Origin of the sequence: Pseudoclavibacter sp. RFBJ3 (genome assembly GCF_002931375.1) — a bacterium.
Lineage (GTDB): Bacteria > Actinomycetota > Actinomycetes > Actinomycetales > Microbacteriaceae > Pseudoclavibacter.
The window spans coordinates 424281-437161 of the sequence record NZ_PSXZ01000015.1 but is presented as its reverse complement, the minus strand read 5'-3'; the positions used below and the strand labels follow the sequence as shown (position 1 = coordinate 437161).

Sequence of the window (12881 nt, the reverse complement as noted above, 5' to 3'; positions counted from 1 at the left end):
CGGCGGCAGCAGCGCAGCAGCGGCAGCGGCAGCGGCAGCGGCAGCGGCAGCGGCAGCGGCAGCGGCAGCGCAGCGGCAGCGGCCTACGCGTCGGCGGCGGGCGGCAGGTCGTCGTCGGCCGCGAGGAAGCTGCCCGTGACGCGGACCGTCGCGGCGGCGACCGTCATGGCGCGCTGCAGGATGCGCCGCGCATCCGCCACATCTTTCGGGATGCCGCCCTGCGCGATCGACGCGACAGCGGTCGCGAACACCGCGTCGCCCGCGCCCATGGTGTCGACGATGTCACCGGGCAGGTCGACGATCGGCTCGGCGACGTCGATGCCGGCCCGGTTCACCCAGCGGCCGCCGCGCGTGCCCTCGGTCGCGAGGACGTGGGTCGCGCCGAGGTCGAGCATGTCGCTGGTCGCTTCGTCGAGGGGCGCGTCGAAGAGCAGGTCGGCGTCGTTGTCGGACAGGTGCGCGAAGAGAGCACTCGACACGTGCCGTTCGAAGTTGTCGAGGAACGCGCCCGCGTCCTCCACGAGCCCGAGCCGCGGGTTGGGGTCGAGAAGCAGCCGCTCCTGCGGTCGGATGACCGCCTCGAGCAGGCGCCGGTGCTGCTTCTTGTCGTCGAACGCGAAGCCGGAGATCGCGACGAACGGCGCGGCCCGGATGAGAGCGACCTGCTCGTCGTCGAAGCGGATGCGCCGCGCCCTCGCGGCGTCGTCGAACGTGTACAGGGGCTCCCCGTCGGCGGACTCGCCGACGGCTCGCCCGGTTCCGGCGAGCGAGACGGACGGCGCGAACTGGATGCCGCACCTGTGGAGGTGGTCGCGGATGCGCAGCCCGTCCGGGTCATCGCCGATGCTGGCGATGAGCGCGATGGGCACGCCGAGGCGGGCGAGCGCCATCGCCACGTTGAGCGCCGAGCCGCTCACGTAGCTGCGGCTCGTGAGCCCGCCGCGCGCCTCGGTCTCCCGCAGCTCGGTCACGATGGCATCGCCGACGACGACGACTGGCGCGTCCGAGGTCGGCCGGGTCTTCGCTGTGGGTTTGCTGCTCATGCCCCCGATTGTGCCTTGCATGGATGGACCCTGACTGTCTGCGCGAAGTGCACGCCTATCCTCGTTGCATGTCCACTCCAGCAACCAGTCGAGAAGCAGCGCATGTGCTGCTCGACGCCGTCTCCGTCACGGAGGTCTCTCCGGACGCGGCGGCGCTCGCGTACGAGCGCCTCGTCGAGGTCGGCGCGTTCGTCGTGAAGGTCGAGCAGGGGCAGGGACTCGACGCCGACACGGACCCGGATGCGGAGCAGCCCGTCGATGGCGGCCCCAACCAGGTCAAGGTCAACATCGAGCTCTCGAACCTGCTCCACGCGAACTACATGACCCTCGACTGGCTCATCGAGGAGCTCGCACATGCGCGCAACGCGACGCGCGACGACATCATCATCGCGCTGCGCGAGCACCTCGACAGCGTCGCCGCGAAGTAGCCGCGCTTCCCGCGTTCCCGGCGCATCCGCGAGCGAAAACGGGCGGGTCGGATAGGCCGGGCCGGGAACGGACGCGCAGCCCGCTCACGATGACGGCCGCTCTCCGCGCAGGAACATCCCCGTTCGAGGTCATGCTCTAATCCTACGAGCGGACTCCGACATCCCAAGCGCCTCGCGGGCCTATGCTTGCTCCGCCATGGCAGAGTCCCGCGTCGCCCGCGTCGCCCGCGTCGCCCCCATCATCGCCACCGCCGTGCTCGTCGTCGCGGCGGTCGTCGTCGCGGCCATCGGAGTGCTCCCGGCCCCTGAGCTGCTGGAGCTGGGCGAGCGTGTGGTCCCCGTCCTCGCGTTTGTCGTCGGCATCACGATCGTCGCGGAGCTCGCGAGCGACGCCGGGGTCTTCTCGGTGCTCGCCGATCGGCTCGCGAAGCTCGGGCGAGGGCGCCTGTGGCTGCTGTGGACGCTCGTCCTGCTGCTCGCCACCGTCAGCACCGCCTTCCTCTCGCTCGACACGACCGCCGTGCTCGTGACGCCCGTCGTCGTGCTGCTCGCCGTGCACGTCGGCGTCTCGCCGATCCCGTTCGCGCTCGCGACGGTGTGGCTCGCGAATACCGCCTCCCTCTTCCTCCCGGTCTCGAACCTCACGAGCCTGCTCGCTGCCCGCTCCTTCGAGGGTGGGCCCTTGCAGTTCCTTGCGATCACGTGGGCCCCTGCACTCGTGGGCGTGCTCGCGAGCGCAGCCATCCTGTCGTTCGTCTTCCGGAGGGAACTCGACCGCCGCTACCGGATGCCGACCCCGACGAGCATCCACGACCGCCCGCTTCTGATCTTCGCCGCCGTGGTCACCGCCCTGCTCCTCCCGGCGCTCGTCACCGGCGTCGAGGTGGCGATCCCGGCTGGAGTCGCCGCGCTGCTGCTCATCGTCGCCTTCGCCGTCCGCCGCCGCGGGGCGCTGCGCTTCGGGCTCGTGCCGTGGCAGGCGCTGGGCATCGCAGGCTCGCTGTTCGTGCTGGTGGAGGCGGCCCACGCGCACGGCCTGAGCGAGCTGCTCGCCGCGGTCTCGGGAAGCGGCGACGACCCGCTGAGTCTCCTGCAGCTCTCCGCGATCGGTGCCGCGAGCGCCAACGGCATCAACAACCTGCCCGCCTATCTGGCACTCGAGCCGGTGGCCGACAGCCCGGCTCGCCTCGTGGCGCTGCTCATCGGGGTCAACCTCGGCCCGCTCGTCACCCCGTGGGCGTCGCTCGCGACGCTGCTCTGGCACGAGCGTCTCGTGGCGCTCGGCGTGACGATCTCGTGGCTCCGCTTCGTGGCCCTCGGGCTGGCCGGCGTCGCGATCATCGTCCCGCTCGCGACGCTGGCCCTCGCGGCCACGATCTGACGCCTACTTCTTCTTGCGCGCCAGGTCGTCGAACGCGGCTTGCAGGGCGATCGCGAAGCCGACGCCGATCGCGACGCCCATGAAGAGGAACGCGATCGTGAACCCGGCGCTCATCGAGAGGATGACGGAGATCACGGCGCCGATCGCAACACCGATCGCGATGCCGAGGGCCCACGGCACGAGGCGGGGACGGTAGCTGCTGACGGGGTCTTCGCCTTGCTTCGGTGCGGTCACGGTCGCCTCCGGTCCTCGTCGAGAGCTGTGCGCCAAGTCTGGCGGGTCGATCGCCCTGCCCACGAGCGGTGGCGGCGAACCGTCAGGTTCCCCTCGGCCGTTGCACAGGCGCGCGTGACGGCCAGCGCCCGAGCAGGAGGATGGCGGCGCTCAGCAGCACCGTGCCGGTCGCGGCGAGGGGCAGGTCCATGAGGAACTGCAGCACGAGGAACGACGGCGTGAAGGCGCAGGCCACGGCCAGTGCGACCACCAACCCCGGCGGAGTGCACCCCACCTCCCGCGGCGTCTCCCACCGCCCCACGATGAACGACAGCCCGTAGACCGAGATGAGCACGACGAGGAAGTACGGGATGCGGCTCCACCACCACGCCGTGGAGCCAGGTTCGGGTGCCGCGCCCGGGATGAGGAGCGCGAGACCTGAGACGAGAAGGATCACGGGCAGGTGCCAGAGGTAGATCGTCATGAGCCGAGAGCCGACGAGGAACACGACCGCGCGCGCTCCCGACGTCTGCATGAGCCTCGCCAGCGCGGGCCTCAGGAGACGCAGGATGCACGCCTGTGCGACGGCGAGCACCACGAGCGGGAGCGTCGCCGGGTTGAGGTTGAAGAGCATGTCCGGCGAGTAGGGGCCGAGCGTCGTGAGCGGTGCGAGCGACGCGTACGCCAGGACGGCGATGGCCAGGAGCGTGAGCGGGTGCCGCCGGTCGAGCCACCCGTCGGCGAACCAGAATCCCAGCTGCTGCACGAGCACCCACACGAAGAACAGGTTGAGGAGGCCCACCTCGGCAACGCCAGTCGCGAAGCGGGCCGCGTCGACCGCGATCACGCCGGCGAGCAGGACGCCCAGGGTGCTCCGCGGGGCGCGGGCGTGCCAGCCAGCCATCCACGGCACGACTGCCTGGCACAGCGTGTACGCGGCGAGGAACCACAGGGGTGTGCCGGCACCGGATGCGGCCAGGTCGACGAGCGCCGGGTCGATGCCCGCGAGCGTGGCCGCGCCGATGCCGACGAGGAAGAAGGCGTACAGGGGCAGCGCCGGCTGGGCCAGCCTGAGCACCCGCGAGCGCACGTAGTCCGCCGGCGTCGAGCCGCGACGCACGGCACTGCGCCAGGCCGTGATCGACGCGAAGCCTCCGACGACGAAGAACAGCGGCATGATCTGCCCGGCCCAGGTGGCGAGCGCGAACCAGGGCTGGGCCTCGAGCGGACGGGACGCGACCAGCTGCCCGCTCGCATCCGCACCGATGCCGACCATGAGGAGGTGGATGAGGACCACGAGCAGCACGCAGAACACGCGTGCGAGGTCGAGCGTCAGGTCGCGCTTGGCGAGGTCGACGGCGACCACCTGCTGTCTCGGCTCGGCCACGTCGCCGCTCCTTCCCTGACTCCCATCGGGGCGCCTGCCCCTGCACCGCTGCGCTGCATCCAGAACCTACCGCCAAACACGGCGCTCGCGGTCGGGCTGTGGATGGGTGCGAGCCTGCTCCGGTAGTTTCGCGTCATGCAGAAGACCAGGTGGGCGATCCTCGGACCGGGTGCGATCGCGGAGTCGTTCGCGACGTGGCTGCCCAGCTCCGAGCACGGCGAGCTGCGGGCGGTCGCGAGCCGCGACCCGGATCGCGCGGCGGCCTTCGCTGCGCGCTACGACGCGGAGGTCTCCGGCAGCTACGCGGACATCCTGGCGCGCGACGATGTCGATGCCGTGTACGTCGCCACGGTGCACACGACCCACGCCGAGCTCGCGATCGCGGCGCTCGAGGCGGGCAAGGCCGTGCTCTGCGAGAAGCCGCTCGCGCCGAGCGCCGCCGAGACCGAGCGTGTCCTCGCCGCCGCCGAGCGCGCGGGCCTGCCCGTGGTCGAGGCGTACAAGCACCGCTTCAGTCCGCTCGCTCGCGCGATCGACCAGCATCTGCAACGGCGCCAGGTCGCCGCCCCGATGCAGGTGCGCGCAGAGTTCGGCTTCGCAGCGGGCGGCAGTGACGGCCGGCTCTTCGACCCCGCACTTGCCGGTGGGGCGATCTTCGACGTCGGCGGCTACCCCGTCTCCTTCGCGGTCGCGGCGGCCGCTGCAGCTGGCGTCGCGCTCGAGGGCCTAACCCTCGAGGCCGCGCACGGGCGAGTCGAGAGGGGCGTCGACGTGGACGCCTCCGCACGGCTGGCGGCGGTGGGCTTCACCGCCCACGTCGACTGCTCCATCGGCACCCAGCTGTCCAAGCGGGCCGACATCGTCGGGGATGGGGGCTGGATCACGCTCGAGAACGCGTTCGGCGACCGGAACCACTCGCCGAAGACCCTCGACCACTTCCACGACGGGCAGCGGGACACGATCGAGGTGGCGCAGGTCCACCCGTTCGCGGCCGAGGCTGACGCGGTCTCCCGCGCCCTCAGGGACGGGCGGCTCGAGTCGCGCGCCATGCCGTGGGAGCAGACCCGCACGGTCGCGCGCCTCCTGGATGCCTGGCACGCGACCGTGATGGCCGGGGCCAGATAGCCGAGCCCTGGCCGATCCTCAGCCGTTGAGATCGAGCTCGATCCCGACCCCCCGCACGCGGGCCTCACGCACGAGGAGGTCCGCGATGGCGAGGTCCTGAGCGCCGATGCCGACGGAGTCGAACAACGTGATCTCGTCGGCGCTCGTCCGCCCGGGCCGCAGCCCGGCCAGCACCTCGCCGAGGGTTCCGACGAGGTCGTCGAGGCTGAGCGCACCCTCCGCGACCGCGAGCATCAGATCGCCCGATTTCGTGCGCGCCGTCGCCAGGTCGTCGACCCACACGGACGATCGCGACATGGTCAGCGCATCCACCTCGCGCTCGTCGGCTCGCGGCCTGGCGCCGACGACGTTGAGATGCTGTCCGGGGCGCAGCCACTCGCCTCGCACGATCGGGCTGATTGATGGGGTGAGCGTGCACACCGTGTCCGCCACCCCGAAGACACGCTCGCACGAGTCGACGACCTCGATGGCCCCCGACCAGTCGAGCGACTCCGCGAGCGCGACCGCCCGCGCTCTGGTGCGCGACCAGATGACGAGGCGATCCCAGTCGCGCACGCCTCGCAGCGCCTCGACGTGCTCCCGCGCGAGCCCTCCAGCGCCGACCAGGCCGAGGACGCGGCTGTCGTCGCGGGCCAGGGCCCGCGTGGCGACGGCACTCGCGGCTGCCGTGCGCACCCGGGTCGGCACCCCGCCGTGCAGCAGGGCGACCGGGGCTCCCAGCTCGCGGTCGAGCACGGTGATCATGGAACGCTGCGTCGGCAGCCCCCGCGCCGCGTTGTCGGGGACGTCGGCGAGCAGCTTGACCGCGGCGGTGCCGGTGGCCTCCGAGAGTGCCGACATGAGCACGTAGCGGCCGGTGCCAGCCTCCGTCTTCATGGAGGTGGGCGGCGGCTGGTCGGCGCTGCCTCGCGCGATCTCGGAGAAGATCCTCGCCACGGCACGCTCGGTGGCCGGTCGGTCGACCAGCGGCTCCAGCTGCGAGGCGGTGAGCACGATCACGCGGTGCCCACGAGTTCGAGCGCGTCTGCCACGACCACGCCGCCGAAGAGCACGGTGCGATCGGGGAGGCGGTCCATGATCGCGCTGGTCACGGTCTCCCCCTCGATGAGCTGCAGGTCGGCGGGGTCGCCGACGTCCACACCCGGCCTGTCGAGCGCGCCCTGCAGCGCTGGCGCGGTGCCGAGCACGGAGCGGCCGCCGATGGTGGCGATGGCGATGCAGTGCTCGATGTCGGCGTCGCGGCGGAAGCCGTTCGTGAAGGCCAGCTGCCAGGTGCGGTCCAGCATGTCGGCGTTGCCGTACGGCGACCAGTAGTCCCGCTGCCCGTCCTGGCCGAGGCCGAGACGGATGCCGTGCTCCGCCAGCAGGAGCGTCGGCAGGGGCTTGGCCGGTGCGATGGTCGCCCAGGAGATGTCGAGCTCGGCGAACTGCTCGACGAGGGGGACGAGCTGCTCGCGCGGCAGCTCGCCGAGGCCGTAGCCGTGGGAGATGGTCACTCGTCCGGTCATGCCGAGCGCGCGGGTGCGCTCCACGATGAGCTCGGCGGAGAAGCGAGCCAGCTGATCGGGCTCGTGCAGGTGGATGTCGATGGGGGCGTCGTAGCGCTCGGCGAGTCCGAAGACCAGGTCGAGGTGCTTGGCGGGGTCGCGGTCGAGCTGGCACGGGTCGATGCCGCCGACCACGTCGGCCCCTGAGCGCATGGCCTCCTCGAGCAGCTCGAAGGAGCCTTCCTCGCGGAGCAGACCGGCCTGGGGGAAGGCGATCACCTCCACGGTGGCGCGGTCGCGGTGCTGCTGCTTGGCGGCGAGCACCGCCTCGAGCCGCTCGAGTCCCGCATCCACGTCGACCTGCGCGTAGCTGCGGGCGCTCGTCGTGCCGTGGGCGATCATGCGCGCCAGCGTTCCGCTCGTCCGCTCTTCCATGGATGCCTCGGCCTCGCGCCAGTTGACGCGGTCGTTGAGCATCATTCCCCAGACCCCGGGGCTGCCTGTGTGCGGGCGGAACGGCAGGCCGATGCGCGTGGAGTCCAGGTGCACGTGCACGTCGGCGAAGGAGGGCAGCAGGATGCGGCCGCGACCCTCGATCACCGTCTCGCCCGGCTCCGGTGGCGTTCCGGGCGGCAGGATGGCGGCGATCCTGCCGTCCTGCAGCCGGACGTCGGCCGGCTCGCCGCCCCAGGGGCGGGCGTCGCGGATCAGCGCGGCGCTCAACGGAAGCTCGTCTGGGTGAAGTCGAACAGGCCGTCCGCGCGGGGCGTCCAGTCGAGGTCGGGGTCTGCTGCGTAGTTGTTCATGGGCACGTAGAGCGGCACGAAGTATCCCTGTTCGTTGCTGTAGTTGAGGAGCTCGGCGAAGACGTCGAGGCGTTCCTCGCCGGTGACGGCCCGCTGTTCTGCCGCGAGCTCGGCGGTGCGCGGGTCCTGCGCGTAGTTGTTGTTGCCTGCGGTCTCGTAGAAGTCGGTCAGCGGGAGGTCGCCGTCGACCGTCGAGGGCGCCCAGGTGTTGAGGTAGATGCCCTGCATCTCCTTGCTGCGGACCTTCAGCGTGTGGGCCTGCTGGTCTGCGCCGCGGAGCTCGACGGTGATGCCGACCTCGGCGAGCGACGCCTGGATGGTCTGCGCGACCTCCGAGGAGAGGGGGATGCGTCCGTCGGTCGCGTAGTCGAAGGGAATCGACTCACCCGCGTAGCCGGCTTCCGCGAGGAGCTCGCGAGCCCGCTCCTGGTTGTAGCCGGGGTCAGTCACGTCGTCACTGTAGCCTTCGACGGCTGGCGCGAGCATGGCGCTGGCGGGTTCGGCGAGGCCGCCGAGCAGCCCGCCGGTGATGGCTTCCTTGTCGATGGCCAGGGCGATGGCCTCGCGGATGCGCACGTCGGTGAGCACTCCGCTGGTGGAGTTGACGCCGAGGAAGACGACGCCGTTCGACAGGGCGGAGAACACTTGCGCGGAGCCCTGCCCGTCGACCGAGGAGACCTGCGTGGGTCCGATCGGCGCGACATCGAGGCTGCCGGAGAGCACCCCGTTGACGCGCGACTCGTCGGAGGAGACGGGCTGCAGCGAGATCTGCTCGATGGCGGGGGCCTCGCCCCAGTAGTCGTCGTTGCGAGCGAGGTCGTAGGAGACACCGGTCTGGATGCTGTCGAAGACGTAGGGGCCGGATCCGATGGGGTCCTGGGCGAAGGCGTCGGCGCCCGCCTCCTGGTAGGTGTCGGCGGGCACGATCGAGATGAGCGAGGTGTTGCGCGGGAACGCCGAGAACGGCGAGTTGAGGGTGAAGCGCACGGTGAGCTCGTCGACGGCCTCGACCGACGCGACGGAGCTGAGGTAGGCGAAGTTCTCGCCGGTCGGGTCGTCGAGGATCGTCTGGTACGAGAAGGCGACGTCTTCGGCGGTGATGGCCTCGCCGTTGCTGGCGGTGACGCCCTCGCGCAGCGTGAAGTCCCACTGCGTGAGGTCGTCGTTGGAGGTCCACTCGGTGGCGAGCTTCGGTGCGAGCTCGCCCTCGGCAGTGATCGCGACGAGCTGGTCGAAGGTGTGGAAGAACACCGACAGCACGACGAGAGCTCCCGAGCGGATCGGGTCCATGGAGCTCGGGTCGGTGGGGATGGCGGCGACGATCTTGGTGGGCGTCTCGCCTTCGGCGCTGGTGGGTTCGAAGCCACCTGCGCAGCTGGTGAGCAGGAGGGTGCCGGTGGCGGCGAATGCACCGGTCGCGAGGAGGCGACGTCGGAGGGCGTGCTTGGGCATGGAGTTCCTCAGTTCGGGGGGGTCGGTGGGTCAGGAGACGGGAAGCGGATGCGCTCCGCGGCGCGCCCCGTCGAGGCGGGGCACGGCGTCGAGGAGCTGTCGGGTGAACGGGTGCTTCGGGGAGGTGAAGATCTCAGCAGTCGGGGCCTCCTCGACGATTCGCCCCTCCTGCATCACGACGACGCGGTCGGCGATGCTTCGCACGACGCCGAGGTCGTGTGAGATGAAGAGGTAGCCGAGCCCGTGCTCGCGCTGGAGTGCGTCGAGCAGCTCGAGCACCTGCGCCTGGATCGACACGTCGAGGGCCGAGACGGGCTCGTCGAGCACGAGCAGCCGTGGGCGAAGCGCCAGGGCGCGTGCGATGCCCACACGCTGGCGCTGACCCCCGGAGAGCTGAGCTGGGAGGCGGGCGCCGTGCTGCTCGTCGAGGCCGACATCGGCGAGCAGGCGGGTCACGGTCCCTCGGTCGTAGGCGTGCCGGATGCGCAGGGGCTCGGCCACGAGGTCGTGCACGGTCAGTCGCGGGTCGAGCGCCGAGTACGGGTCCTGGAAGACGATCTGCGCGCGTTCCCGCTCCGCCGCGCTGCGCGCCGCGAGCTCGTTGTGCACTGCGACTCCGCCGAGCTCGATGCTGCCTGCGGCGGCGGGTTGCACGCCGAGCACGGCCTTGGCCAGCGACGACTTGCCGCATCCCGATTCCCCGACGACGGCGACCGTCTCACCTGCCGCGATCCGCAGCGAGACGCCGTCCACAGCCCGCACCGGCTGCCGGCGGCCGTGCACTCGGTACTCGACCACGACGCCGTCGGCGACCAGCGCGTCCGGCTCTCCGGGGCGCACGGCGCTCGCGGAGCGCTCGCTCTCGGCGGGGATGGCCGCCATGAGGCGCTTGGTGTAGTCCTCGGCGGGGTTGTCGAGCACGGCTCGTGTCACGCCGGTCTCCACGACCCGGCCGTGGTGCATGACGGCGAGCCGGTCGCTGTTCTCGGCGACCAGGCCGAGGTCGTGGGTGATGAGCACGAGCGCCGAACCGGTGCGCTCGCGCACTTCGGCGAGCAGGTCCATGACCTGCGCCTGCACTGTCACGTCGAGGGCGGTGGTGGGCTCGTCGGCGATGAGCAGGAGCGGGTCGTGGGCGATCGCCATCGCGATCATGGCTCGCTGGCGCATGCCGCCGGACCACTGGTGGGGTCGGGCGGCGGCACGCTCGGCAGCATCCCGCACGCCGACCGCGGTCAGCAGCTCAACGGCGCGCTCGCGCGCCGCGCGTCGGCTCATGGGCTGGTGCACCCGCACCGCGGCGGCGACCTGCGCGCCGACCGCGCGGAGCGGGTCGAGCGAGGACATCGGGTCCTGGAACACCATCGCGGCGGTGCGTCCGCGCAGACCGCGCAGCTCGCGCTCGCGCATCCAGATGTCGGCCTCCGTGTCGACGAGCACCGCGTCGTCGAGCAGGATGCGGCCGGCGGCGATGCGGGTGCCGGCGGGCAGCAGGCCGAGCGCGGCGAGCACGGTCAGGCTCTTGCCCGAACCGGACTCCCCGACCACTCCGAGCGATTCGCCGCGGTCGACCTGGAGCGTGACGCCGTCGACGAGCGTGCGTGGCGCCTCGCCTGTCGTCTCGATACGCAGGTCCTCGATGCGCAGTACCGGATTCATCGCATGCCTCCCTTCCGCAGCAGCGAGCCGCGGGTCTCTGCTGTGAACTGCTGGCTCAGGAACTGCACTCCGCCGACGGCGAGGAGCATGACGATTCCTGGGAGGAGCGACAGCCAGGGGTCGCTGCCGAGGTGGCGCTGGCCGTCGAAGATCATGCCGCCCCAGCTCGGCACCGGGGGCTGCACGCCGAGGCCGAGGTACTCGAGCGAGGAGGTGATGAGCACGATCGTGGCGAGGTCGGTGGCGGCGATGATGAGCGTGTGCGGCCAGATGTTGGGCACGATGTGGCGGGTGAGCACCCAGATGGTGTCGCCGCCCTGGGTCAGTGGCGAGACGACGAAGTCCTGGCGTCGCAGCGAGGCAGCGACGTTGCGCGTGACCCGTGCGTAGCCGACCCACCAGGTGCAGCCGAGCACCAGGATCGTGAGCCCAGCGCTCGGACGCAGGACGGCGCAGATGGCGATGAGCAGCAGGACGACGGGCATGGCCAGCGTCACGTTGCTGAGCAGCGTCACGAGCGCTTCGAGTCGCCCGCCGAAGTAGCCGGCGAGGATGCCGACGGTGCTGCCGATGAGGGCGTTCATCACCACGATGAGCACGGTCATGCCGAGCGTGACCGCCGAGGCGAGCGCGATGCGGTCGAGGAGGTCTCGGCCGAGAGCGTCGGTGCCGAGCGGATGCGCCGGATCGGTGAACGGGGGCAGCATCGCGGCGCGCAGGTCCTGCCCCATCGGGTCGAAGCCGGGCAGCATCGGCACGATGGCCGTGAGGAGCAGCACGGCGCCGATCATGATCGCGCCGACGACGGCGCCTGGGCGCAGGCGCAGGCGACGCGGCACGGGTGTGACCGGCGTGGCCGCGCTGACGGGGGTGACGGGGGTGATCTGAGCGGTCATGCTGCGGCCGTTCTCGTGTCGATTCGGCGGACGAGCACGTCCACCGCGGTGTTGACGATGACAAAGGCAAGCGCGACGAAGACGAGACCGGCTTGGACGATCGGGAAGTCACGCTGGCTCACTGCCGTGGTGAGGAGCTGGCCGAGTCCCGGCCAGGCGAACACGACCTCGACCACCACGGTGCCGCCGAGCAGTCCACCGAGGTTGAGACCCGCCATGCCGAGCACGGGCAGCGCCGCGTTCGGCAGCATGCGGGTGAACAGCACCGTCGAGCGCCGCTGTCCCTGCGCGATGGCGGTGCGCACGTAGTCCTGACCGGCCTGCTCGCTGAGGGACGAGTCGAGCAGGCGCAGGTACATGACGAACTGGCCAGTGGCGAGCGTGAGCACGGGCAGCACGAGGCTGGCGTAGCTGTTCCGCCCGAGCGAGGGCAGCGCGCCGAGCAGCACCGAGAAGACGAGCACCAGGAGCAGCGCGAAGAAGAAGTCCGGCACCGACTGGCGCACGGCGCCGGCCCACCCCACCACGGCGCGAAGGGTCCGGCTGCCGGTGAGCTGGATGGCAAGCGCTGCGGCGACGGCGAGCACGAGTCCGATGACGAAGGCCCAGAAGGCCAGCTCGAGCGTCGCGGGGACCCGCTCGAGGACAAGTCCGAGCGCTGACTCGTGCAGCCGGTACGAGCTGCCGAAGTCGCCGGTGACAAGACCGGCGAGGGTGTCGAGGTATTGCACGATGAGGGGGCGGTCGAAGCCGAGCGCGGTGTTGAGCGCATCGACCTCGGCCTGCGTCGCGTTGTCGGGCAGGAGCAGCGCACCGGGCTCACCGGTGGCGCGGCCGAGCGCGAAAGCGATGGTCACCACGGCGAGCACGGTGGCGACGGCGAGGGCCAGTCGGCGGGCGATAAACGGGAGCACGTCGGCGACGCTATGCGACCACCTGCGTGCTTCGGCACGAAGTAACACGCTCGTCACACAGTTCTTACCCTGGCGTCACGTTTGCATACC

At 71.1% G+C, this 12881-nt stretch carries 12 protein-coding genes; 3 read left to right on the top strand and 9 right to left on the bottom strand.

Going from position 1 to position 12881, the window contains the following annotated elements; translation table 11 throughout:
• Positions 1–83 precede the first annotated feature (83 nt).
• Positions 84–1043: a carbohydrate kinase family protein gene (locus tag C5E07_RS15915; RefSeq protein ID WP_181058088.1), complete on the bottom strand. Its 960-nt coding sequence runs from the start codon at positions 1041–1043 to the stop codon at positions 84–86.
• A 68-nt stretch (positions 1044–1111) separates the two neighbouring features.
• Between C5E07_RS15915 and C5E07_RS15910 the strand changes: the two genes are divergently transcribed.
• Together C5E07_RS15910 and C5E07_RS15905 are read left to right on the top strand one after the other, a co-directional pair.
• Entirely contained in the window at positions 1112–1471 is a 360-nt protein-coding gene (locus C5E07_RS15910; RefSeq protein ID WP_146080119.1) for a hypothetical protein, read from the top strand.
• 196 nt (positions 1472–1667) lie between these two features.
• The gene (locus tag C5E07_RS15905; RefSeq protein WP_104300514.1) at positions 1668–2852 is read left to right on the top strand and encodes an SLC13 family permease; all 1185 of its coding nucleotides are present in this window, start codon (positions 1668–1670) and stop codon (positions 2850–2852) included.
• Between the two features lie 3 nt (positions 2853–2855).
• On the opposite strand, the gene C5E07_RS15900 is transcribed toward C5E07_RS15905, so the two are convergent.
• Entirely contained in the window at positions 2856–3086 is a 231-nt protein-coding gene (locus C5E07_RS15900) for a hypothetical protein (protein WP_104300512.1), read from the bottom strand.
• Between the two features lie 82 nt (positions 3087–3168).
• On the bottom strand, positions 3169–4452 hold the full coding sequence (locus C5E07_RS15895) for an acyltransferase (RefSeq protein ID WP_258063990.1): 1284 nt from the start codon (positions 4450–4452) through the stop codon (positions 3169–3171).
• 135 nt (positions 4453–4587) lie between these two features.
• Between C5E07_RS15895 and C5E07_RS15890 the strand changes: the two genes are divergently transcribed.
• A complete protein-coding gene (locus C5E07_RS15890) occupies positions 4588–5577 on the top strand; it encodes a Gfo/Idh/MocA family protein (protein ID WP_104300510.1) in 990 nt (329 codons plus the stop codon).
• An 18-nt stretch (positions 5578–5595) separates the two neighbouring features.
• Here C5E07_RS15890 and C5E07_RS15885 read toward each other — a convergent pair whose 3' ends face one another.
• Genes C5E07_RS15885 through C5E07_RS15860 form a run of 6 tightly spaced genes read right to left on the bottom strand, consistent with a single transcriptional unit; the run spans position 5596 to position 12791 of the window.
• Complete coding sequence (locus C5E07_RS15885; protein WP_104300508.1) at positions 5596–6576, bottom strand: ornithine cyclodeaminase family protein; 981 nt, start codon at positions 6574–6576, stop codon at positions 5596–5598.
• Positions 6573–7787 carry an amidohydrolase family protein gene (locus C5E07_RS15880; RefSeq protein ID WP_258063989.1) on the bottom strand — a complete coding sequence of 405 codons (1215 nt, stop codon included), beginning with the start codon at positions 7785–7787 and terminating at the stop codon, positions 6573–6575. The genes C5E07_RS15885 and C5E07_RS15880 overlap by 4 nt, the downstream gene beginning before the upstream one ends.
• The gene (locus C5E07_RS15875) at positions 7784–9322 is read right to left on the bottom strand and encodes an ABC transporter substrate-binding protein (protein ID WP_104300506.1); all 1539 of its coding nucleotides are present in this window, start codon (positions 9320–9322) and stop codon (positions 7784–7786) included. Before C5E07_RS15875 ends, C5E07_RS15880 begins: the two co-directional genes overlap by 4 nt.
• Positions 9323–9352: 30 nt before the next feature.
• Complete coding sequence (locus C5E07_RS15870) at positions 9353–10981, bottom strand: ABC transporter ATP-binding protein (RefSeq protein ID WP_104300504.1); 1629 nt, start codon at positions 10979–10981, stop codon at positions 9353–9355.
• Positions 10978–11877 (bottom strand): ABC transporter permease, encoded by a 900-nt coding sequence (locus C5E07_RS15865; protein WP_104300502.1) that lies wholly within the window; start codon positions 11875–11877, stop codon positions 10978–10980. The genes C5E07_RS15870 and C5E07_RS15865 overlap by 4 nt, the downstream gene beginning before the upstream one ends.
• Positions 11874–12791, bottom strand: coding sequence for an ABC transporter permease (locus C5E07_RS15860; protein ID WP_146080117.1), 918 nt, complete (start codon positions 12789–12791; stop codon positions 11874–11876). Before C5E07_RS15860 ends, C5E07_RS15865 begins: the two co-directional genes overlap by 4 nt.
• Between the last annotated feature and the right edge of the window lie 90 nt (positions 12792–12881).

Coding starts and splice junctions, on each gene's coding strand:
- C5E07_RS15915 (WP_181058088.1), bottom strand. CDS start 1,043: ATGAGCAGCAAACCCACAGCGAAGACCCGGCCGACCTCGGACGCGCCA.
- C5E07_RS15910 (WP_146080119.1), top strand. CDS start 1,112: ATGTCCACTCCAGCAACCAGTCGAGAAGCAGCGCATGTGCTGCTCGAC.
- C5E07_RS15905 (WP_104300514.1), top strand. CDS start 1,668: ATGGCAGAGTCCCGCGTCGCCCGCGTCGCCCGCGTCGCCCCCATCATC.
- C5E07_RS15890 (WP_104300510.1), top strand. CDS start 4,588: ATGCAGAAGACCAGGTGGGCGATCCTCGGACCGGGTGCGATCGCGGAG.
- C5E07_RS15875 (WP_104300506.1), bottom strand. CDS start 9,322: ATGCCCAAGCACGCCCTCCGACGTCGCCTCCTCGCGACCGGTGCATTC.
- C5E07_RS15870 (WP_104300504.1), bottom strand. CDS start 10,981: ATGAATCCGGTACTGCGCATCGAGGACCTGCGTATCGAGACGACAGGC.
- C5E07_RS15865 (WP_104300502.1), bottom strand. CDS start 11,877: ATGACCGCTCAGATCACCCCCGTCACCCCCGTCAGCGCGGCCACGCCG.